The organism is Microbacterium album, assembly GCF_014643695.1.
In the GTDB taxonomy this organism is placed as follows: domain Bacteria; phylum Actinomycetota; class Actinomycetes; order Actinomycetales; family Microbacteriaceae; genus Microbacterium; species Microbacterium album.
The window spans coordinates 23973-42733 of record NZ_BMJY01000005.1 but is presented as its reverse complement, the minus strand read 5'-3'; the positions used below and the strand labels follow the sequence as shown (position 1 = coordinate 42733).

The 18761-nt window shown below is 71.2% G+C and carries 22 protein-coding genes; 13 read left to right on the top strand and 9 right to left on the bottom strand.

Annotation, left to right across the window (positions count from 1 at the left end; translation table 11 throughout):
* The first annotated feature begins 131 nt into the window (after positions 1–131).
* The 7 genes from IEX37_RS07705 (at position 132) to IEX37_RS16060 (ending at position 5372) form a co-directional block, all read left to right on the top strand.
* Positions 132–398, top strand: coding sequence for a hypothetical protein (locus tag IEX37_RS07705; RefSeq protein ID WP_188755686.1), 267 nt, complete (start codon positions 132–134; stop codon positions 396–398).
* Between the two features lie 65 nt (positions 399–463).
* A complete protein-coding gene (locus IEX37_RS07700; RefSeq protein ID WP_188755685.1) occupies positions 464–1264 on the top strand; it encodes a hypothetical protein in 801 nt (266 codons plus the stop codon).
* A gap of 57 nt (positions 1265–1321) precedes the next feature.
* Positions 1322–1915, top strand: a complete 594-nt coding sequence (locus IEX37_RS07695) for a hypothetical protein (protein WP_188755684.1) — start codon at positions 1322–1324, stop codon at positions 1913–1915.
* A gap of 50 nt (positions 1916–1965) precedes the next feature.
* Entirely contained in the window at positions 1966–3144 is a 1179-nt protein-coding gene (locus tag IEX37_RS07690; RefSeq protein WP_188755683.1) for an FHA domain-containing protein, read from the top strand.
* Position 3145: 1 nt separating this feature from the next.
* Complete coding sequence (locus tag IEX37_RS07685; RefSeq protein ID WP_188755682.1) at positions 3146–3742, top strand: variant leucine-rich repeat-containing protein; 597 nt, start codon at positions 3146–3148, stop codon at positions 3740–3742.
* Between the two features lie 68 nt (positions 3743–3810).
* On the top strand, positions 3811–5271 hold the full coding sequence (locus tag IEX37_RS07680) for a variant leucine-rich repeat-containing protein (RefSeq protein ID WP_188755681.1): 1461 nt from the start codon (positions 3811–3813) through the stop codon (positions 5269–5271).
* On the top strand, positions 5238–5372 hold the full coding sequence (locus IEX37_RS16060; protein ID WP_268236527.1) for a hypothetical protein: 135 nt from the start codon (positions 5238–5240) through the stop codon (positions 5370–5372). The genes IEX37_RS07680 and IEX37_RS16060 overlap by 34 nt, the downstream gene beginning before the upstream one ends.
* A gap of 3 nt (positions 5373–5375) precedes the next feature.
* Here IEX37_RS16060 and IEX37_RS07675 read toward each other — a convergent pair whose 3' ends face one another.
* Positions 5376–6728: a uracil-xanthine permease family protein gene (locus IEX37_RS07675; protein WP_188755680.1), complete on the bottom strand. Its 1353-nt coding sequence runs from the start codon at positions 6726–6728 to the stop codon at positions 5376–5378.
* Positions 6729–6903: 175 nt separating this feature from the next.
* Here IEX37_RS07675 and IEX37_RS07670 point away from each other — a divergent pair, with 175 nt between their 5' ends.
* On the top strand, positions 6904–8853 hold the full coding sequence (locus IEX37_RS07670) for a BCCT family transporter (protein WP_188755679.1): 1950 nt from the start codon (positions 6904–6906) through the stop codon (positions 8851–8853).
* Positions 8854–8886: 33 nt separating this feature from the next.
* On the opposite strand, the gene IEX37_RS07665 is transcribed toward IEX37_RS07670, so the two are convergent.
* The 4 genes from IEX37_RS07665 to purD form a co-directional block, all read right to left on the bottom strand.
* Positions 8887–9768, bottom strand: coding sequence for a phosphoribosylaminoimidazolesuccinocarboxamide synthase (locus IEX37_RS07665; protein ID WP_188755678.1), 882 nt, complete (start codon positions 9766–9768; stop codon positions 8887–8889).
* Between the two features lie 80 nt (positions 9769–9848).
* Positions 9849–10187, bottom strand: coding sequence for a type II toxin-antitoxin system PemK/MazF family toxin (locus IEX37_RS07660; protein ID WP_188755677.1), 339 nt, complete (start codon positions 10185–10187; stop codon positions 9849–9851).
* Positions 10184–10423, bottom strand: coding sequence for a ribbon-helix-helix protein (locus IEX37_RS07655; RefSeq protein ID WP_188755676.1), 240 nt, complete (start codon positions 10421–10423; stop codon positions 10184–10186). Before IEX37_RS07655 ends, IEX37_RS07660 begins: the two co-directional genes overlap by 4 nt.
* A 149-nt stretch (positions 10424–10572) precedes the next feature.
* Complete coding sequence (gene purD / locus IEX37_RS07650) at positions 10573–11841, bottom strand: phosphoribosylamine--glycine ligase (protein WP_188755675.1); 1269 nt, start codon at positions 11839–11841, stop codon at positions 10573–10575.
* Positions 11842–11941: 100 nt separating this feature from the next.
* On the opposite strand from purD, the gene IEX37_RS07645 reads away from it, so the two are divergent.
* Together IEX37_RS07645 and IEX37_RS07640 are read left to right on the top strand one after the other, a co-directional pair.
* A complete protein-coding gene (locus tag IEX37_RS07645) occupies positions 11942–12313 on the top strand; it encodes a sterol carrier family protein (RefSeq protein ID WP_188755674.1) in 372 nt (123 codons plus the stop codon).
* A gap of 117 nt (positions 12314–12430) precedes the next feature.
* A complete protein-coding gene (locus IEX37_RS07640; RefSeq protein WP_188755673.1) occupies positions 12431–12754 on the top strand; it encodes a potassium transporter Trk in 324 nt (107 codons plus the stop codon).
* Positions 12755–12763: 9 nt separating this feature from the next.
* Here IEX37_RS07640 and IEX37_RS07635 read toward each other — a convergent pair whose 3' ends face one another.
* Complete coding sequence (locus IEX37_RS07635) at positions 12764–13333, bottom strand: zinc-binding alcohol dehydrogenase (protein ID WP_188755672.1); 570 nt, start codon at positions 13331–13333, stop codon at positions 12764–12766.
* Positions 13334–13426: 93 nt separating this feature from the next.
* On the opposite strand from IEX37_RS07635, the gene purM reads away from it, so the two are divergent.
* Both purM and purF read left to right on the top strand, forming a co-directional pair.
* Positions 13427–14572 carry a phosphoribosylformylglycinamidine cyclo-ligase gene (gene purM, locus IEX37_RS07630; protein WP_188755671.1) on the top strand — a complete coding sequence of 382 codons (1146 nt, stop codon included), beginning with the start codon at positions 13427–13429 and terminating at the stop codon, positions 14570–14572.
* Positions 14573–14596: 24 nt separating this feature from the next.
* Positions 14597–16087, top strand: a complete 1491-nt coding sequence (purF, locus tag IEX37_RS07625; protein ID WP_188755670.1) for an amidophosphoribosyltransferase — start codon at positions 14597–14599, stop codon at positions 16085–16087.
* A gap of 147 nt (positions 16088–16234) precedes the next feature.
* On the opposite strand, the gene IEX37_RS07620 is transcribed toward purF, so the two are convergent.
* On the bottom strand, positions 16235–16423 hold the full coding sequence (locus tag IEX37_RS07620) for a DUF3073 family protein (RefSeq protein ID WP_188755669.1): 189 nt from the start codon (positions 16421–16423) through the stop codon (positions 16235–16237).
* A gap of 180 nt (positions 16424–16603) precedes the next feature.
* On the opposite strand from IEX37_RS07620, the gene IEX37_RS07615 reads away from it, so the two are divergent.
* Positions 16604–17122 carry a universal stress protein gene (locus IEX37_RS07615; RefSeq protein ID WP_229663158.1) on the top strand — a complete coding sequence of 173 codons (519 nt, stop codon included), beginning with the start codon at positions 16604–16606 and terminating at the stop codon, positions 17120–17122.
* A 73-nt stretch (positions 17123–17195) separates the two neighbouring features.
* Here IEX37_RS07615 and IEX37_RS07610 read toward each other — a convergent pair whose 3' ends face one another.
* On the bottom strand, positions 17196–17807 hold the full coding sequence (locus IEX37_RS07610; RefSeq protein WP_188755667.1) for a PadR family transcriptional regulator: 612 nt from the start codon (positions 17805–17807) through the stop codon (positions 17196–17198).
* A complete protein-coding gene (locus tag IEX37_RS07605; protein WP_188755666.1) occupies positions 17807–18685 on the bottom strand; it encodes a DUF4097 family beta strand repeat-containing protein in 879 nt (292 codons plus the stop codon). Before IEX37_RS07605 ends, IEX37_RS07610 begins: the two co-directional genes overlap by 1 nt.
* Positions 18686–18761 lie beyond the last annotated feature (76 nt).

Here is an 18761-nt window from a genome sequence, read left to right as displayed (position 1 = left end):
GCGCATAGCTTTCTCGCAGGGGAATTCCCGCCGGGGATTTCCCCTCCACGACTTGGTCCCGCGAACGAGCGGGACGAAGGGAATCCGGAACGCGGATTCCGATCATCACAAAGAAAAGCAGGGAGAGATAAATGGCCGTTTGGGGTCTTGACGTCCAGCAGGTCCGCCAGCTCAGCGCGCAGCTCAACGCCCGCGCGAGCGATATCGAGAACATCCTCGCGACGCTGACGAGCGCGCTCAATGCGACGCAGTGGGAGGGGCCCGACGCCACGCAGTTCCGCAACGACTGGAGCGGGCAGCACACGGCGGCGCTCCGCAACGTCGCGTCGGCGCTGAAGGATGCCGCCGCCCGGGCGCAGCAGAACGCCGCCCAGCAGGAGCAGACGTCCAACTCCTGAGGGTGAGGGGCGCGTCGCCCCTCACCGGCGGGCCCGGACCGGCGAGCACGTGACCGAGGAGAACCATGAGCGGAATGTACGGGGCGGATGTCGCCCAGTTGCGCCAGTTGGCGGGGCACTTCAGCAGCGCGGCGGACCGGCTGGACGCCGATCGCATGACGGTCGGCAACGCCATCCGCATCCAGGCGTGGTTCGGCCCGGTTGCCGTGCGATTCCGCGCCCAGTGGGACTCGGAGCACAGCGTGAAGCTCAAGGTGGCCGCCGCGAGACTGCGTGACGCGGCGGCCGCCCTGCGCCGCAACGCCGACGAACAGGAACGCGCGAGCGCCGTCGACAGCGGCCGGGGCTTTGCCGGTGCGGGCGGCGGCGGTGGCGGTGGACCTCTCCCGCCCGGTCTTATTGCAACCACACTGCCGGTACCGATCCCATGGCTGCGTCTGTTCGACCTCCCAGGACTGGTCCGGCTTATTCGCGGGGGAACAGTCTTCGGGATACCCGCCTGGGATGCGATCAGCGCCGTGGTCAAGGGCCTGAAATGGGCGGACATCGGCAAGGTCCCCGGCTTCTCGAAGCTCGGCCTGGGAATGAGCATGGTGACATGGCTCGACCGCATCGCGCAGGGGACCTTCAACGGGCACGATGCGGCGGACATCGTCTCCCGCATCCTGAAAAGCACCAAGAACCCTGTGCTCGCGATCGCCGGCGTGGGGGTGAAGGCCGGTTCGGAGGCTGTCGCGGGGTTCATCGCCGCAGACTTCGGCGCGGAGCAGTGGGAGCGCAACATGCGCTATATCCAGCAGAATCCCGGCGCGCTCCTTGAAGAACTCTACAAGGCCGGCGTGAAGGCCATCTCCTGGCTGCCCTGATCCGCCGAGATGACGCGGCGTGGACCATAGCGACAACGAAGAGAGACAGCAGATCTGATGAATGACGTAGTGCGATTGACCGACGACGAGATCATTGCCGCCGCCGTCGAGCTGGGAGGGGAGTGGAAAGGCGTCCTCCCGACGGTCGACGTCGAGGACCGCGGGGAGTTGGAACGTGCCGCTGCGCGCGGCGTGCGGTCGTTCATGGTCAGGCAGCTCATCGACGAGGGACCGGACGGGCTGCCGAGCGAAGACGTGCGCCGGCTCGTACGGCCGGGTGTAGGTGCGGTCGCCCGCGCCGTCCTGTTCCCATCGGAGCAGGAGGACCCCCTCAAGGCTGGGGGGGCGTGGCTCACGGTATTCGCCGCGGACGAGCACTCCCGCGCGGTCGTCGTCACTTCGTCGGCCGGCATCAGCGAACTCCAGCTCGTCGACGCCGACCACGCGCGACGCGTCGTCGCCGGGTTCATCGAGCTTCGAGCACCAGCGGTCACGCTGCTGATGCCCTCCTCGCCCGAGCGCGGGAATTACGCGATCGTGGCGGGAGACCTCACCGACGTAGGCGATTACGCGCACGGGCAGCTGGAACCGCCCCGCGACGCGCGTCGCCCGCTTGGGGACGTCCTGCCGGCCATGCTGGCGGACCTGTGACCCAGTCGCGGACGGATCGCCGCCGGTCCCCGAGAGATTGACCGAGTCCGATGGCTAAGCCGCACAAGTTCGCGTGGAACGGCGTCGACATCGAGACGGCGCTCTCCGTGGAGCAGGTCGCCAATATGGCGCAGCGGGCCGCGCACGAGAGCACCGGCGATCTGTGGAAGGGGAAGCAGCGCATCGTCTCGACGCGCTCGAGCGACCGCGAGATCGAGTTCCGTGTCAACGACTTCCTGATCTCGTTCAAGAAGTACATGGTGTTCCTGCTGACCTTCACGGTGCAGAACGGGCGGACCTACGCGACCACCAGCATCGAGTGGTACCTGACGAGCCAGCCGACCGTGGGCGGGTTCGTGCCGGTGGGCGGCAAGAGCATGGTGGCCCACCACACCTACATGCAGTTCGCCGAGAACCTCGCCGGACAGGTCCGCGCCGCCGACGCGACGGCCCGGATCGGATTGCGCACCGGCGTGCAGACCGGTGCTCCCGCCGCCCCCGCGCCGCCCGTGCCCTCCGTGCCGCCCGTCCATCCCGCGTCCGGGCCGCCGTTCATCGGCGCGCCGCCGTCGCCGCCGCCTCCACTTCCGGATTCGCCTCCGCCTCCGCCTCCGCCTCCGCCCCCGCGTCCGTCGTCTCCGCCGCGGGAGGAGCGTCCTGCGGTGCCTGCGCCCGCGATGGCGCAGTCGGCCGCGCCACCTGGGCCTGCGCTCGCAGGATTGATCACCGGGTTGCCGGGTGCCGAAAGAACGGTCTTACCGCCGGCGGGGCCCACAGCGGTACCGTCGCCGCCCGTGCCGCCGTCGATCCCCGGCGCGACTCCGCTGGCTGCCCAGCAGTTCGCCGAGGACGACGACCTGGAGGCGACCCGCGCGTCGCAGAGCGGGTCGGCCCCGCGCCCCTGGACGCTGCACTTCTCGGACGGCCAGAGGATCGCCGCAGACGCCCCGCTCGTCTTCGGTCGCGCCCCCGTCGCGCCGGAATCGCATCCGCAGGCGCGGGCTCTCCCCGTGAACGACCCGTGGAAGTCGATCTCCAAGACCCACGCCCTGCTCGACGTCCGGGGCGGGATGCTCTGGGTGACCGACCTGCAGTCGACCAACGGGACCTCGGTCACGAACCTCGTGGGTGAGGCGACCGAGTGCCCGGCGGGAGTCGCCATGCCGGTGGGCGACGGCTGGGCCGTCACCGCCGGCCAGATCACGATCACGGCACGACTGGGGACCTGACATGTACTGGAGCTTCTTCGACACGCTCGTGCTGCTGACGGGGATCATCAGCGCGGCGATCGCCGCCATCCCCATATCCACGATCCCCGCGCGGACGAGGATGATCGCCGTGCTCGTGGGCGGGGGGCTCGTCGTGGCGGCCCTCGTGATCGGCAACATGCCGTCATTCCGGTATCCGAGCGTGGTGCTCGCGGGGCCCGTGCTCGCGCTGCTGGCCGCCGGCGCCATCGTCCGGACCGCGCTCAACGAGCAGAAGCGGCAGGCGCTGCAGGGCGGACCGGCGCACACGCAGTACGACGAGTCGTTCCATGGAGCGGCCGGACCCGCCGCCGCTGCAGCGGGGCAGGGGCCCGCAGCCGCACCGTGGGAGCACGCTCAGGGCGCGCCCGCTCCCGCCGAGCCGCACAGCCCCGTGGCCGCGCCCGATCCGCGCCAGGCCGCGTGGGCCGAGGTGCACGACCCGAGCACGTCGGCGTCCCGACTGGCCGAGATCGCGGCCGCGCACCCGGAGTTCGCGGCCGCGATCGCGGCGCACCCGGCGGCCTATCCGGAGCTGCGGGCGTGGGCCCACGCCATCACGGGCGAACCACAGGCCTGACAGCGACCGTGCCGCGGATGCGTGTCGAGAAACGCGGTCGAGATTCGATCCGAGAAGAAGGAGCCACTGTGACCACGTCGCCCGAGCAAGGCGCTTCCCCTCTCCCGCCGACGATGGCGGGAGAGGAACTCGCTCGGCTTGTCGTCGAGCGCCCTGACCTCGGAGCGCAGGTCGCCCTTCATCCTCATGCCTACGAAGGGCTGCTCGATTGGCTCGCGCGCTATGGCGACGCGAGCGCGCAGGAGGCCGTCTCCCGGCGGCGCACTCCACCCCCTCCGCCGCCGGCGCCCGACATCAGCGCCGCCGGACGGGTCCTGCACGAGAACCCGTCGACGGAAGCGCCGGTCGCGCCGCCGCACCATCCGTCGACCTCACGGCGTCCCCGCAGCCTCGTGATCGGCCTCATCGCGGCCGGCGTCGTCTCGGTGCTGATCGGCGGAGCCGCCGTGGTCTGGGTCGCCATGCGCCCTTCGGGGGCATCGTCGCCCACGGCCGCCGTCGAGAGAACGCTCGACGCGGTGGCGGCGCGGGACATGCTCGACCTGTTCGCGTCACTCGCCCCGAGTGAGACCACCGGTCTCATCGACGTCTACCACTCGGTCAGGGAGGCGTCGTTGGGCGAGGCGAACTACGGCGATCTGCTGGATGCCCTGGCCGCCAGCGTGACGATCACGACGACCGCGCTCGAGTTCGAGGAGCGCGAACTGGCGGACGGCGTCGTCAGGGTGAGCGTCGTCGCCGGCGCGGTCACCGTCGCTGCCGACGCGGAAGAGCTGGCCGATGCTCTGCGCGCCTTCTCCGACCCTCTCACCGCATCAGGTATGGAGGCTTCGGGATACCGCAGCGACGACATCGCCGCGACTCTGGACGGCACCCGCGCCGCGCTCGCCTCCGGGATTGCGGAGATGCTCCCGCAGACGTGGGACATCGGCACCCTCCGACAGGAGTGGGCAGGAGGTGTCGGGGGCGTGTGGCCCTACTCGCTCGTCACCGTGGAGGAAACGGGTTGGTACGTCAGTCCGCTGCTGACCCTCGCGGACGGATATGCCGCCGCCGCACTCGGTCTCGAGCGCGACCGAATCGTCGGTGGCCGAGTCCCGGAACCGCACGTGGCAACCGATCCTGACGGAGCTTTGCGGAGCTTCCTGGACGGGTTGTCGGCCTTCGTGCGCACGGGAGATACGGAATCGCTGGCTCGGACCCTCCCCCTCCCGGAGCGGCGTCTGGTGGCGGTATACGGCGCTGTCGTGCTCCCGTCCCACAGTGAACTGCGGTTCGGTGACGCCCGCGCGGAGTGGGCGCGCGACGGGGACCGGGCGTCCGCGCCCATCGAGCGCGTCGAGGGAACCTATCAGGGATACGCGGAGTTCGACACGACGACGTTCCGTCTCGAGGGGGGTGCCTCGATTTGTCGAAGAGTGACGGGTCGAGCTCCTCAGGCTGCTCGGCGTCGTGGGCTCCGGCTCGCACGCTTGGCCTCGATCGGCCGGCGGCCGTGGCGGTGCGCACGGACGGCGGCTGGCAGCTGAGCCCGCTCCAGACGCTGTATCGTGCGCTGGCGCGCGGCGTCGACGGCTATGCCGACGCGGCGCAGGACGGGGACCTGGCCGAGCTGTGGAGGACGCCGTGAGCGTCAGTCCCGCGGGTCTCCGCCGAGCGGGCCGACCGCGGGGATGGGGCCGCCGTCGTCCGCGCCGGAGCGGCGGGCGCGGGCGATGAGGTTGCCCACGTGGTAGATCACCAGCGCGGCCACCGTGCCCAGCACGATGCCGCCGAACTCGAAGCCCTCCCACTGCATCGTGAAGCCCGCGATGCCGATCACGAGCGCGACAGCCGCGGTGTACTGGTTGACGGGGCGTGAGAAGTCGACGCGGTTGTCGACCCAGATCTTGATGCCGATGATGCCGATGAGCCCGTAGAGCGCGGTCGTCACACCGCCGAGGACGCCCGCGGGGATGGAGTTGAAGACGGCGCCGATCTTGGGAGAGAAGGCGAGGAGGATCGCGACGGATCCGGCGATCCAGTAGACCGCCGTCGAGTACACGCGCGTGGCGGCCATGACGCCGATGTTCTCGCCGTACGTGGTGGTGCCCGAGCCTCCGCCGGCGCCCGCCAGCGTGGTGGCGAGGCCGTCGGCGAGCAGCGCCCGGCCCGTGTGGCGGTTGACCGACGGATCCGTCATGGTCGCCACCCCGCGCACGTGACCGACGTTCTCGGCGACCAGCACCAGCACGACCGGCAGGAACATGGCGATGGCCGACCATGTGCCGGGGGAGACGAAGTCCGGGACGTGGAACTCGGGGAGGCCGAGCCACGGCGCCTCCGCGATCACCTCGGCGGGGGTCTTGCCGGTCTGGGGGTCCGCGGTGCCGAAGTACCCGCGCACGGCCGCGAACGCATAGCCCACGAGCACGCCGAGGAAGATCGAGATCCGTCCCAGGAAGCCCTTGAACAGCACGGCGAAGAGGATCACCGCGGCGAGCGTGACCGTGGCGGTCACGGCGTCGACCGCGAAGCTGTCCCACGCGACGGGTGCGAGGTTGAATCCGATCAGTGCGACGATCGCGCCGGCCACGACGGGAGGCATGAGCCGGTCGACCCAGCCGAGCCCCGCGAACTGCACCAGCAGGCCGACCAGCGCCAGCAGCACGCCGACCGCGACGATGCCGGCGAGGGCGGAGCCCATGCCGGCCGACGCGGTCGCCGCGGTCACGGGCGCGATGAACGCGAAGGACGACCCGAGGTAGCTGGGCAGCTTGTTGCGCGTCACCACGAGGAACAGCAGTGTGCCGAGGCCGCTGAACAGCAGGGTGGTCGAGACGGGGAAGCCCGTGATGGTCGGCACGAGGAACGTCGCGCCGAACATCGCGACGACGTGCTGGACGCCCATCGCGAATGTGGCGGGCCAGTTCAGGCGCTCGCCCGGCGCGACGACGCGGCCGGGCTCGACGGTGCGGCCGTTTCCGTGGACTGACCACAGGGGCATAGGGGGCTCCTTCGCGGAGGAATCGCGACGCAGTCGCGAGGGGGCATGAATCGATCAACGATACTGCCCGGAGCGGTGCGTCCCGGCAGGGGATTGTGCTGCTGCGCGGCTCGGTGGCTAGCCTGGAGCGCGGCGAAGGGGCCAGACTGCGAGAACGCACGACGAGAGAGAGTCCATGGACGATCAGCCGAAACGCGAACGCACGACCCGGACCGGGGCATCCGGCCGGGGCCCCGACGGCGGCGAGAAGACCGACCGGGACGACCGCAACAAGCCGGTCACCAAGCTCGTCCGGGAGGTGACCCACCCCGCGCTCATCCCCGGCATCGGAGTCGAGGACACCGGGCGCACGTTCTCGACGAACTGGCTCGTGTTCGGCATCGCCGGGGTGCTGGTCTTCGGCGTCGTGCTGTGGGCGTTTCTGGCCCCCGGGAACATCCGCGACGTCGGCGCGACGTCTCTCGGCTGGGTCATGCAGAACTTCGGATGGCTGTTCTCCCTCCTGGCGATCGTGACGCTCGTGTTCATGCTCATCGTGGGCTACGGCCGCACGGGCGGCGTGCGGCTGGGCGCAGACGACGAGGAGCCGGAGTTCTCGACCGGATCCTGGATCGCCATGCTGTTCTCGGCCGGCATGGGCATCGGCCTGCTGTTCTGGGGCCCCGCCGAGCCGCTGACCTACTTCCTGTCCGTCCCGCCCGGTTTCGAGGTCGAGGCCGAGACGCGCGAGGCGATGCATGTGGCCCTGGCGCAGGCCATCATGCACTGGGGCCCCATGGCCTGGGGCTTCTACGCGCTCGTCGGCGGGGCGATCGCCTACGCCGCCTACCGCCGCGGCCGAGCCCCCCTCATCTCCGCGATCTTCGCGCCCATCTTCAAGGAGCGCACGGAAGGCCCCGCCGGGGCCTTCATCGACATCTTCGCGATCATCGTGACGCTGTTCGGCACGGGCGTCACGCTCGGCATGGGCGCCCTGCAGATCACGCGCGGCGTCGAATACCTGACGGGCGCGGGGCCCTTCGGCAATGCGGCCCTCATCGTGGTCGTGACCGTGCTGACCGGCGCCTTCGTCGTGTCGGCCGTGTCCGGCATCAAGCGCGGAATCCGCGCGCTCTCGAACATCAACATGGTCATCGCGCTCGTCATCGGCATCGTCATCTTCATCGGCGGACCCACGTTGCTGCTGCTGAACATGGTGCCCGCCTCGGTCGCGGCGTTCTTCGACGAGCTGTGGGCCATGCTGATGCGCAACCCGTCGCAGGGCGAGGACGCGGCCGAGTTCGTTGCGGCGTGGACCAACAACTACTGGGCCTGGTGGATCTCGTGGACGCCCTTCGTGGGGATGTTCATCGCGAAGATCTCGCGCGGTCGGACGCTGCGGGAGTTCGTCACGGTCGTGATCGTGGTGCCCTCGATCGTGTGCGTCGTGTGGTTCGGCATCATGGGCGGCACGACGATGTACTTCCAGGAGGTGACGGGTGCCATCGGCGACGCGATGGCCGAAGGCGGGACGGAGGCCGTGCTGTTCGCGGTGTTCGACAACCTGCCCTTCGCGGCCGTGCTGTCGGTGCTCGCGGTGCTGTCGATCATCCTCTTCTTCGTCACCTCGGCCGACTCGGCCGCGATCGTCATGGGCTCGATGAGCCAGCGCGGCAAGCCGGAGCCGTCGACGTGGGTGACGCTCACGTGGGGTGTTCTGCTGGGTGCGGCGGCCCTCGCGCTACTGCTGGTCGGTGGTCAGACCGCGCTGTCGGGTCTGCAGTCGATCATGGTGGTCACGGCGCTGCCGTTCGCGGTGATCGTGATCGGGGTCATGATCGCGTGGGCGCGCGAGCTGGGCACGGACCCGTACATCCTGCGCCGACGCTTCGCGCGTGCCGCGATCGCCCAGGGCGTGCGGCGCGGTATCGAGGAGCACGGCGACGACTTCGTGTTCGGCGCGACCGAGGTGGCGGCCGAGCAGGGGGCGGGCGCGCGCATCGACACGGACGACCCGGCGCTCACCGAGTGGTACGAGTCGGCGACCGAGCAGATCGCGGTGGTGACGACCGAGGAGGTCAAGCGCGTCCTCGACACGGGCCCCATCCGGAGCGAGGACGAGCGCCCCGGCGGCGCCGCGTCCTGACCGTCCGGAGCGAGGACGTCCGGCGCGCGGGCGTCAGGCGCCGAGCAGGTCCAGGAGCTCGCGGTAGCGCGCGAGCGTGCGCTCGACGATCTCGTCGGGGAGGGCGGGCGGCTCGCCCGTGCGGTCCCAGTTCGCCGCGAGCCAGTCGCGCACGATCTGCTTGTCGAAGCTCGCCATGCGCTCCTTCGGGGTCGCGCCCGTGCGCCAGGCCTCGGCGTCCCAGTAGCGGGAGGAGTCGCTCGTGAGCACCTCGTCGGCGATCCGCAGCACGCCGTCCCCGTCCACCCCGAACTCGAACTTGGTGTCGGCGAGGATCAGGCCCCGGGCCTCGGCCGTCGTCGCCGCCCGCCGGTAGATCGCCAGGGACGACTCGCGCAGCTGCACGGCGAGGTCGTCGCCGACCAGCTCGACGGTGCGTTCGAACGAGATATTCTCGTCGTGCTGGCCCGCGGGGGCCTTCCACGCGGGGGTGTAGATCGGTTCGGGCAGCCGATCGCCGTCCTGCAGTCCGGCCGGCAGCGGGATGCCGCACACCGTGCCCTGCTCGCGGTACTCCGCCCAGCCCGACCCGGTGAGGTAGCCCCGCACGACGCACTCCACGGGCAGCATGTCCAGCGCCCGCACGATCATGGCGCGCCCCGCGACGGTGTCCGGCACCGCCTCGCCCGTGAGGTGGTGGGGCACGGGCTCGCCGCCGTCGGCCCCCGACAGCTGCTCGAACCACCACAGGCTCAGGCGCGTCAGCAGCGCCCCCTTGCCCGGGATGCCCGGCTCGAGCACGTGGTCGAACGCGCTCACGCGGTCGCTCGCCACGACGAGCATGCGCGAGGCGTCCCCATCGGCGGGGGCGTACAGGTCGCGGACCTTGCCCGAGTAGGTGTGCGTCCAACCGGGGATCTCGAGTGCCTCGCTCACCGCACCATCATCCCACCCGCCCCGCGCAGCCGATGATCGGGCGTGGCCGAGAATGCGTGCGCCCGGTGAGGAAGGGCGGATCAATCGTTCAGGAAGTCGTTGATCCACATCCTGACCGCGGCCAGCGTCGCCGGAGCGACCACGCCTCCGTACGAGCGCACGCGGGAGCGCGCGATGGTGCGCACCTGCTCCGTCATCGCGAAGGACTCCCGGGGGAGGCCCACCGCGGGCTCGATGCGGACGTGATTCGACCAGCCGCGATCGCGCGACGTGATCGGGACGACCGTGACGAGCAGGGTGACGGTGTCCAGGTGGTCCTGGCTCGAGACGACCAGCAGCGGGCGGCGGCCGCCCTGCTCCCGGCCCTCTACGGGATCCAGATCACCCCACACCACACGCCCGGGGAGCAGTTCGCTCACTCGAGACCGCTCGATGCGAGCGCCGCGTCGAGCTCCGCGGTCTCCCGCGCGTAACTGGCGAGGGCGTCCGGTGACGCGGCCGCGATCTCAGCGCGCAGACGCGCCATCCGCAACCGGCGCTCCTCGCGCTGGACCAGGCGCTCGATGTGCTCGCCCAGGCTGAGTCCCTCGCTCGCGGCCTGCGCCTTGAGCCGGTCGCGCAGCGCGGTGTCCACCTTGATCGTCGTGGCGGTCATACTCCGAGTATACCGGGCGCTTCCCGGAGACAGAGCGGGGCGAGGCAGCTCCGCGAATCGGCTGCCGTCGCCCCGCCGCGTCTGGCGATCAGTCGTTCAGGTGCTGGATCGCCGGCGCCGGTCGGGTGAGACGGACGGCCCGGCGCGCGTCAGTCCGCGACGCGGGCCGCGATGTCGGTGCGGTAGTGCGCGCCCTGCAGGCGGATGCGGCCCATGGCCTCGTACGCGCGGGCACGGGCGGTGCGGAAGTCCGCGGCTGTCGCGACCACGTTGAGCACACGGCCGCCGGTCGCGGAGAGCCCGTCCATCGAGCGCGCTGTCGCGGCGTGTGCCACGTGGACGCCCTCGACGGCCTCGGCGTCGTCGACGCCCGTGAGCGCGCGCCCCGTGGCCGGGCTGTGCGGATAGCCCTCGCTCGCCAGCACGACCGTCACGGCCACGTCGTCCGAGAACTCCGGCTCCGGCCCGTCCTCGAGCGTGCCCGTGGCAGCCGCGAGCAGCAGCAGCGACAGCGGCGTCTGCAGGCGCGGCAGCACGGCCTGGGTCTCGGGGTCGCCGAAGCGCGCGTTGAACTCGATCACGCGCACCCCCGCGTCGGTCAGGATGAGGCCCGCGTACAGCAGCCCGATGAACGGCGTGCCCTCCTCGTCGAGCCGGCGGATCACGGGGAGGGCGATCGTCTCGGTCACATGCGCGACGAACTCCGCCTCGCTCCCGAACCGCTCCGCGAGCCAGGGGAGGGGGGAGTAGGCACCCATCCCGCCCGTGTTCGGGCCCTCGTCGCCGTCGAGGGCGCGCTTGAAGTCCTGAGCGGGGGTCAGCGCGCGCACCGTGTCGCCGTCGCTGACGAAGAAGAGGGAGACCTCCGGGCCGGACAGGAACTCCTCGACCAGCACGGGGCCCGTGGGCAGATAGCTGCTCGCGTGCGCGAGCGCCGCCTCCCGGTCCTCCGTGACGATCACGCCCTTGCCCGCCGCGAGCCCGTCGGCCTTCACGACGTACGGCGCGCCGAACTCGTCGAGGGCCGAGGCGACCTCGTCGGCGGTGCGCGCGTGGACTGCCCGGCCGGTCGGCACTCCCGCGGCCGCCATGATGCGCTTCGCGAAGCTCTTCGATCCCTCCAGCTGCGCCGCCGCGCGACCCGGGCCGAACACGGGGATGCCGCGCTCGCGCAGCTCGTCCGCGACGCCCGCGATGAGCGGCGCCTCGGGCCCGACGACGACCAGGTCCACGGCGTTGTCGATCGCGAAGCCCGCGACGGCGGTGGGATCGAGCATGTCCACGTCGACGATCGTCGCGTCGCGCGCGATGCCGGCGTTGCCGGGGGCCGCCAGCAGCTCGTGGCCGGCGTCCTCCGAACGGAGGGCGAGGACGATGGCGTGCTCGCGCGCGCCGGAACCGAGGACGAGGATTCTCACCCGCCCAGACTATCCGCGCCGGTCTGTCCGCGCCCGTCGCGCCGAACGATCCCCGCCGCGCCGAACGACCCCCGCCGTGCGGCGACCGTAGCCTGAGGAGATGAGCGCACGCAGGATCGAGACGGGGGCCGGACGCGCGGCGCTTGCGGAGGTGGCCGCCGCCGCGGCACAGGGCAGCCCGCCCGCCCGAGCGGCGCACGCGACGGCGGTGCGGTACCTACTGCAGCTCCTGGCGGAGAAGGCGCCGGGCACCAGCGTGGAAGTGCGCGTGCCGCCCTTCGGCGCGGCCCAGGTCGTCCAGGGTCCGCGCCATACGCGCGGCACCCCTCCGAACGTCGTGGAGATGGACCCGCGCACGTGGATCGCGCTGGCCACGGGCGAGCTGGCATGGGTTGAGGCGGTGGCGGCCGGGCGGGTGCGCGCCTCGGGAGTCCGGGCCGATCTGGGACACCTGCTTCCGCTGCGCCCGTGATGCGGACGGACCCTGCGGGCGCGATGTCGTCCCCGGTTCGGGTATCCCGTCCGGGTGCAGGTTTCGCGGGGCCGACGCGCAACCCGCACTCAGGAACGTGGTGAAACAATGGGGGTCATGTCCTCGAGCCCGCAGGTTCCCCTGGAGCAGGTCGTCAAGGTGCGTCGCGCGCCGCGGTACGGCGTGTTCACGGCCCTCGGCGCCGCACTCGGGGTCGTCGCGGCGATGATCCTCGCCACGGTCTTCGACGGCACGTCCGAGGCGAGCCCGTACACGCAGGTCGACTACTCCCTGTCGCAGGCCTTCGGCTTCATCATGCTCTGGTGCGTTCCCGCGGGCATCCTGCTCGCGATGCTGATCGCGCTGCTGCTGGACCGCACGGTCGGACGCCGCTCGCGCGACGTCACCGCTGTCCACGAGCTCGTCGTCGACGAGGGCTGATCCGCGTCGTCAGGCGACGTCGTGCAGGATCGGCTGCATGGCCGCGTCGAACGCCGCGACGTCGCTGCGCAGGGTGTCGGAGACGGCGATCGTGAGCGCTCCGATCCACCACACGCCGCGCTGCGCGAGCGGCAGCACCTGCACGTGGAGCGCGAAACCGTGCGCGCGCCGACCCGCGCGCCGCTCGAACTCCACGACGGCTCCCGCGTATCCGCGATAGGAGCGCCGGGTGCGCTCGTAGCGGTCGACGGCGTCGCGGGCGTACGCGAGCGCGGCCGGCCCGTGCGGCGCGAGCGCATCCCGCAGCGCGCCCGCGTAGGCGGGCAGGGCGACGTGCGTGCCGAATCCGTCGACGAGCTCGAGCGGGACCGGCGAGGGGTGGGCCTGCGGCTCGACCGTCATGTCCCAGTAGCGTCGCCACAGTCGTTCGACCCCGCCGCTCGCCTCCCCGCCGCGTTCCACACCTCGCAGCTGCGGCAGCTCGTCCGGGTAACGCACGCCCAGCGCCTGGCGCAGGTAGAGCGCGACGAGCACCGACGGGCTGCAGTCCTCGCGGACATCCCAGTCGGACACCGTCATGCGCCCATTATCGCCCGGCGCGCGTCGCCGCGCCTCCCGGTGGCCGATGCCGGCACGGACCTCGCCCGGTATTTCGGCGGGTAGTCTGTACAGGTGGTCCCCGAACCCACTTCCCCCGCATCCCCCCGCCATTCCTCCACCTACGCCGAGGCCGGAGTCGACACGGCGGCGGGCGACCTCGCTGTCGAGCTCATGAAGGCATCGGTCAGGGCGACGCACGGCCCCGAGGTGCTGGGCGGGGTGGGGGGTTTCGCCGGTCTGTTCGACGCGAGCGCGCTGCTCGGCTTCACGAAGCCCCTGCTCGCGACCAGCACCGACGGCGTCGGGACGAAGGTCGCGATCGCCCAGGCGATCGACAAGCACGACACGATCGGGCACGACCTGGTCGGCATGGTCGTCGACGACATCGTCGTGGTCGGCGCCAAGCCGCTGTTCATGACTGACTACATCGCGTGCGGCAAGGTCCATCCTCAGCGCATCGCCGACATCGTGCGCGGCATCGCGGAGGCCTGCGCCCTCACCGGAACGGCCCTCGTGGGCGGCGAGACCGCCGAACACCCCGGCCTGCTCGGGCCGGACGACTACGACGTCGCCGGCGCCGCGACGGGCGTGGTCGAGGCCGATGCCGTGCTCGGTGCCGAGCGCGTGCGCGCGGGCGACGCGGTGATCGCACTGGGCTCCAGCGGGCTTCACTCCAACGGGTACTCCCTGGTGCGGCACATCGTCAGCCGCGCAGGCATCTCGTACGCGGACCACGCCGCCGACTTCGGCGCCACGTGGGGCGAGGCGCTGCTCGAGCCGACGCGCCTGTACACGACCCCGCTCCTCGAGCTGATCGCGGCCATCGGCGCGGGCGTGCACTCGCTGAGCCACGTCACGGGTGGCGGCATCGCCGCGAACCTCGCCCGCGTGCTCCCGCGCGGCACGTGGGTCGACGTGGACCGCTCGACGTGGTCGCCGGCGCCCGTCTTCCGCGTGCTGAGCGACATCGCCGGCACCTCGCTGGAGTCGAGCGAGGGGACGTGGAACCTCGGCATCGGATTCCTCGCGGTCGTGTCCGAGAACGTCGCGTCCGACGCGATCGCGCACATCGAGGCGCAGGGGATCCCCGCCTGGCAGGTCGGCGTCGTGGAGGCGGGCGATCCGCCGTCGGCAGACTTCGAGCAGGGGGCCAAGGGCGTCGACGGCGGTGCCGTGAGACTCGTCGGCGCCTACGCGGACGGTTTCCGCGGCCAGTGACAGAACGGATGAAGTAACAACCACATGTGCGGCATCGTCGGAATGGTCGGATCCTCTCCGGTCAACCAGGACATCTACGACGCGCTCCTGCTGCTCCAGCACCGGGGCCAGGATGCCACCGGGATCGCCACGGCCGAGCCGAACGGCGTCATGCACACGCACAAGGCGCGCGGCATGGTGCGGGAGGCCTTCCGCACGCGCGACATGCGCTCCCTGCTCGGCAACGTCGGCCTCGGTCACGTGCGCTACGCCACGAAGGGCACCGCGTCGAGCGAGGAGGAGGCGCAGCCCTTCTACGTGAACTCGCCGTACGGGATCATCCTCATCCACAACGGCAACCTGACCAACACGCGCGAGCTCGCGGCCGACATGGCGCAGCGCGACCGCCGTCATCTCAACTCGTCGAGCGACACGGAGCTGCTGCTCAACGTCCTGGCGAACGAGCTGCAGGCCACCACGAGCCCGATCGACCTGGACCCCGAGCGCATCTTCGAGGCCGTCGCGCGCACGCACCGGCGGGTCGAGGGCGCGTACGCCGTCATCGCGATCATCGCCGGGTACGGCCTGCTCGCGTTCCGCGACCCCTTTGGCATCCGCCCCCTCATCCTGGGCCGGCGCGCGGGCGCCGACCGCGAGGACGGATCGCCCGGCGGCGACGAGTGGGTCGTCACGAGCGAGTCGCTCGTGCTCGAGAACGGCGACTACGAGATCGTCCGCGAGGTCGACCCGGGGGAGGCCGTCTTCATCACGAGCGACGGCGAGCTGTTCTCGAAGCAGTGCGCGGACGACCCGAAGCTGCTGCCCTGCTCGTTCGAGTACGTGTATCTGGCCCGTCCGGACTCCATCATGAACGGCGTGTCGGTGTACGAGGCGCGCCTGCGCATGGGCGCGAAGCTCGCCGCGACCGTCGCGAAGCACACGCCAGAGGGCCTGATCGACGTCGTCATGCCGATCCCGGACTCGGCGCGGCCCGCGGCGATGGAGGTCGCCCGCGTGCTGGGCATCGAGTACCGCGAGGGCTTCTACAAGAACCGCTACGTGGGCCGGACGTTCATCATGCCGGGGCAGGCCGTGCGCAAGAAGAGCGTGCGTCAGAAGCTCAACGCCATGTCGTCGGAGTTCCAGGGCAAGAACGTGCTGCTGATCGACGACTCGATCGTGCGGGGCACCACGAGCCGTCAGATCATCCAGATGGCGCGCGACGCGGGGGCCAAGAGCGTGACGTTCGCCTCCGCCGCACCTCCCGTGCGATACCCGCACGTCTACGGCATCAACATGCCGTCGCGGCACGAGCTCGTCGCGCACGGCCGGACCGTGCCGGAGATCGCGGAAGAGCTCGGCTGCGACCACCTGGTCTATCAGGAGGTCGAGGATCTCAAGCGCGCGATCATCGAGAGCGCCCGGGGCGAGTGCGCGTTCGAGGACCTGGACCTGAGCTGCTTCGACGGACGCTACGTGACGGGCACGGTCACGGACGAGTACCTCGCCTGGCTCGAGGGCACGCAGACGTCCTGAGCACGGTCCGTACGCGCGGATGCCGCGCGGGCTCGCCGACGAACCGCGGGTCGCCGCGTCACGCGCGTCGTCCCGCGGCTGTCAGAGCCGTGCGGTCACGAGTGTCCCCCGCCGCGTCGAGCGCGACGGGGGACGAACGGAACGAGATCAGGCCTGCTGCGCCTGGTACTCGTCCTCGTCCTCGTCGTTGTACTGGTCGGCCCACTTGTCGACGTACTGGTCGTCGTCCGGGTGCGCGAGTTCGCGCTCCAACGCCGCATAGTTCACGGCCGGGCTGTACGACTTCAGTTCGCGGGCGAGCTTGGTGTGCTTCGCCTTCTGACGGCCACGCCCCATGCGCGAGACCCCCTCACGTTGAGCTGCGGGATCGCTGCCCCGATGCGCTTGTCATGAATCCGGCAGGGGAGCCGGGTAAGAGTAGGATTCAGAATACCACGCGGCCTCGGCGCCTCGGCCGGCCGCGGCACCGGGAAGGGGTCGTAAATGACTGACCAGCCGTTCGACAGCACGGACCGGATGGGCTCCGCCGCACCGGCGGACGCCGCCCTGAGGGGCGCGGTGATCGTGGGCGTCATTCCCGATCAATCCCCTCGCGTGCTCAAGGAGGCGGCCAGGTACGCCGCGCTGCTGGGCGTCCCGCTCGCCGTCGTGCACGTCGACGTGACGCGGTTCGTCACATACGAGGACCCCGACGGCTACGTGCACTCGGCGCCCGTCGACATCAATGTCGACGTGGGCGAGGGGGAGCTTCAGGCGGTGCAGCAGGCCGCCGAGACGCACCTGGCGAACGCCGGCGTGACGTGGGAGGTGCGCCAGCTCGTCGGCGACCCCGCGCTCGCGATGAAGACGCTCGCGGAGAAGATCGACGCGTCCCTGCTCGTCGTGGGAACCCGCAAGCGGGGCTTCGGCGAGTCGCTCCGGGAGTTCTTCACGGGTTCGGTCGCGGCGCGCCTGTCCCACCGGCAGCACCGCCCGATCCTCGTCGTGCCGCTGGGTGAGCCGCTCAAGGACGACGAGGACTGGCCCGAGAGCTAGCTCGAGCGCTCGAGACGCGCGAAGGCCGGCCGCCCCTCACGGGACGGCCGGCCTTCGCATCGGAGGGGCGCGGCTACCGGCGCAGCCCGGCCACGGCCGCGGACGCGGCGGCGTCGAGCGCGGCGTGCAGGGCGTCGACGGTCTCCGCCGGCAGCTCGCCCCCGCGCGCGACGTGAGCGCGCAGCTCGCCGCGCACGCGGCCCCGGAAATCGGAGATGATCGCCTCGGCCCGCTGCAGCTGCGCTCGCGAGCGCATCCGCGCGTCCTCCTCGGCCGACGGGGGCGCCGGCGCCGCCTGCGGGGCCTCCGTCGCCGCCGCGGCGAGGTCGGCCCGCAGGCTGCGCATCGCCTCGCGTACGCTCACGCGCACCTCGTCCGCGATGAGGCGGACGGAGTCGGCCAGCCCCGCCTCGATCCCGGCGATGTCATCGGCACGCGATTGCACCTCGGCGCGTCCGGCGTCCGTGATCTCGTACACGGTCTTGCGGCCGTCGGCCGTCTTCGTGACGAGACCCTCCTCCTCGAGCCGGGCCAGGCGCGGGTAGATCGTGCCGGCACTCGGCGTGTACGTCCCGCCGGTGCGCTCCGCAAGCGACTGCATGATGTCGTACCCGTGCCGCGGCGCCTCGGCGAGCAGGTTCAGCAGGTACAGCCGCAGGTCCCCGTGCGAGAAGACGGGGGGCATCAGAGGGTCTCCTCGGCGGGAGGGGTGGGCGCGTCCTCGGGCGCGTCATCCGCGCTCTCGGCGGTCGCGACGCCGGTGCGCCGCAGCACCGTGACGTCGCCCGAGACCGTGTTGGCGCGCACGTCGACGAACGAGCCCGCGAGCTCTCCCGTGGAGCCGGTGTAGGTCGCGGGGCGGCCCGACGAGCGGACGACTCCGTCGATCAGGATCCGGCCGCTCGCCGAGCGCACGACGTAGGAGGCGGCGTATCCCTCGTCGAGGCGCAGCGTGGCGGCCCCGCTCACGGTGTTGAGCGACGCGGCGTCCATGGGGCCCTCCGCGTCGATCAGCGTGGCTCCGGAGACCGAGTCGACCGACGCCCGCCGGAGGCGGCCGGTCGCCGTGACCTCGCCCGAGACCGTGTTCGCGGAGAACGCGCCTTCCAGCCCGCGCGCCTGCACGTCGCCGGACACGGCGTTCGCGGACAGGTCGCCGGTCAGGCCGTCGACGAGGATGTCGCCCGACACGGTGTTCACCCGCGCGCTCTCGGCCAGGCCGGACACGAGCGCGCCCGCGCTCACCACGCCCAGCGTGAGTGCGACCTTGCGGGGCACGGCGACGCTGATCTCGGCGCGGGGACCGGCGGATCCGAAGTTGCGGAACACCTCGAGGAAGTTGTCCCAGCGCAGCTGCGGATGGTCGATCTCGAGCTCGTTGCCCGTCACCTCGATCCGGAGGTCCTTCACGGTGACGCCGTGCACCTCGACGCGGGTGCCGGGCTCGTCGTGCCCGATGATGTCGATCTGCCCCCCTGCGAGGCCCACCTTCAGTCGCCGGACGCCCTCGACGTCGATCACCCGGGTCTGCCCCGGGTGCACGATCCACTTCTCCAGAGTCATGCTCTGCATCCCTTCGCGATGAACTCGAGATATATCTCGATAGCACCAGGAGAACACGATATATCTCGAATGTCCA

Bases quoted from the DNA above. Each gene is read 5' to 3' on its own strand.
- IEX37_RS07705 (WP_188755686.1), top strand. From the start codon at position 132: ATGGCCGTTTGGGGTCTTGACGTCCAGCAGGTCCGCCAGCTCAGCGCG.
- IEX37_RS07700 (WP_188755685.1), top strand. From the start codon at position 464: ATGAGCGGAATGTACGGGGCGGATGTCGCCCAGTTGCGCCAGTTGGCG.
- IEX37_RS07695 (WP_188755684.1), top strand. From the start codon at position 1,322: ATGAATGACGTAGTGCGATTGACCGACGACGAGATCATTGCCGCCGCC.
- IEX37_RS07690 (WP_188755683.1), top strand. From the start codon at position 1,966: ATGGCTAAGCCGCACAAGTTCGCGTGGAACGGCGTCGACATCGAGACG.
- IEX37_RS07685 (WP_188755682.1), top strand. From the start codon at position 3,146: ATGTACTGGAGCTTCTTCGACACGCTCGTGCTGCTGACGGGGATCATC.
- IEX37_RS07675 (WP_188755680.1), bottom strand. From the start codon at position 6,728: ATGCCCCTGTGGTCAGTCCACGGAAACGGCCGCACCGTCGAGCCCGGC.
- IEX37_RS07670 (WP_188755679.1), top strand. From the start codon at position 6,904: ATGGACGATCAGCCGAAACGCGAACGCACGACCCGGACCGGGGCATCC.
- IEX37_RS07655 (WP_188755676.1), bottom strand. From the start codon at position 10,423: ATGACCGCCACGACGATCAAGGTGGACACCGCGCTGCGCGACCGGCTC.
- IEX37_RS07645 (WP_188755674.1), top strand. From the start codon at position 11,942: ATGAGCGCACGCAGGATCGAGACGGGGGCCGGACGCGCGGCGCTTGCG.
- IEX37_RS07640 (WP_188755673.1), top strand. From the start codon at position 12,431: ATGTCCTCGAGCCCGCAGGTTCCCCTGGAGCAGGTCGTCAAGGTGCGT.
- IEX37_RS07635 (WP_188755672.1), bottom strand. From the start codon at position 13,333: ATGACGGTGTCCGACTGGGATGTCCGCGAGGACTGCAGCCCGTCGGTG.
- purF (WP_188755670.1), top strand. From the start codon at position 14,597: ATGTGCGGCATCGTCGGAATGGTCGGATCCTCTCCGGTCAACCAGGAC.
- IEX37_RS07620 (WP_188755669.1), bottom strand. From the start codon at position 16,423: ATGGGGCGTGGCCGTCAGAAGGCGAAGCACACCAAGCTCGCCCGCGAA.
- IEX37_RS07615 (WP_229663158.1), top strand. From the start codon at position 16,604: ATGGGCTCCGCCGCACCGGCGGACGCCGCCCTGAGGGGCGCGGTGATC.
- IEX37_RS07610 (WP_188755667.1), bottom strand. From the start codon at position 17,807: ATGCCCCCCGTCTTCTCGCACGGGGACCTGCGGCTGTACCTGCTGAAC.
- IEX37_RS07605 (WP_188755666.1), bottom strand. From the start codon at position 18,685: ATGACTCTGGAGAAGTGGATCGTGCACCCGGGGCAGACCCGGGTGATC.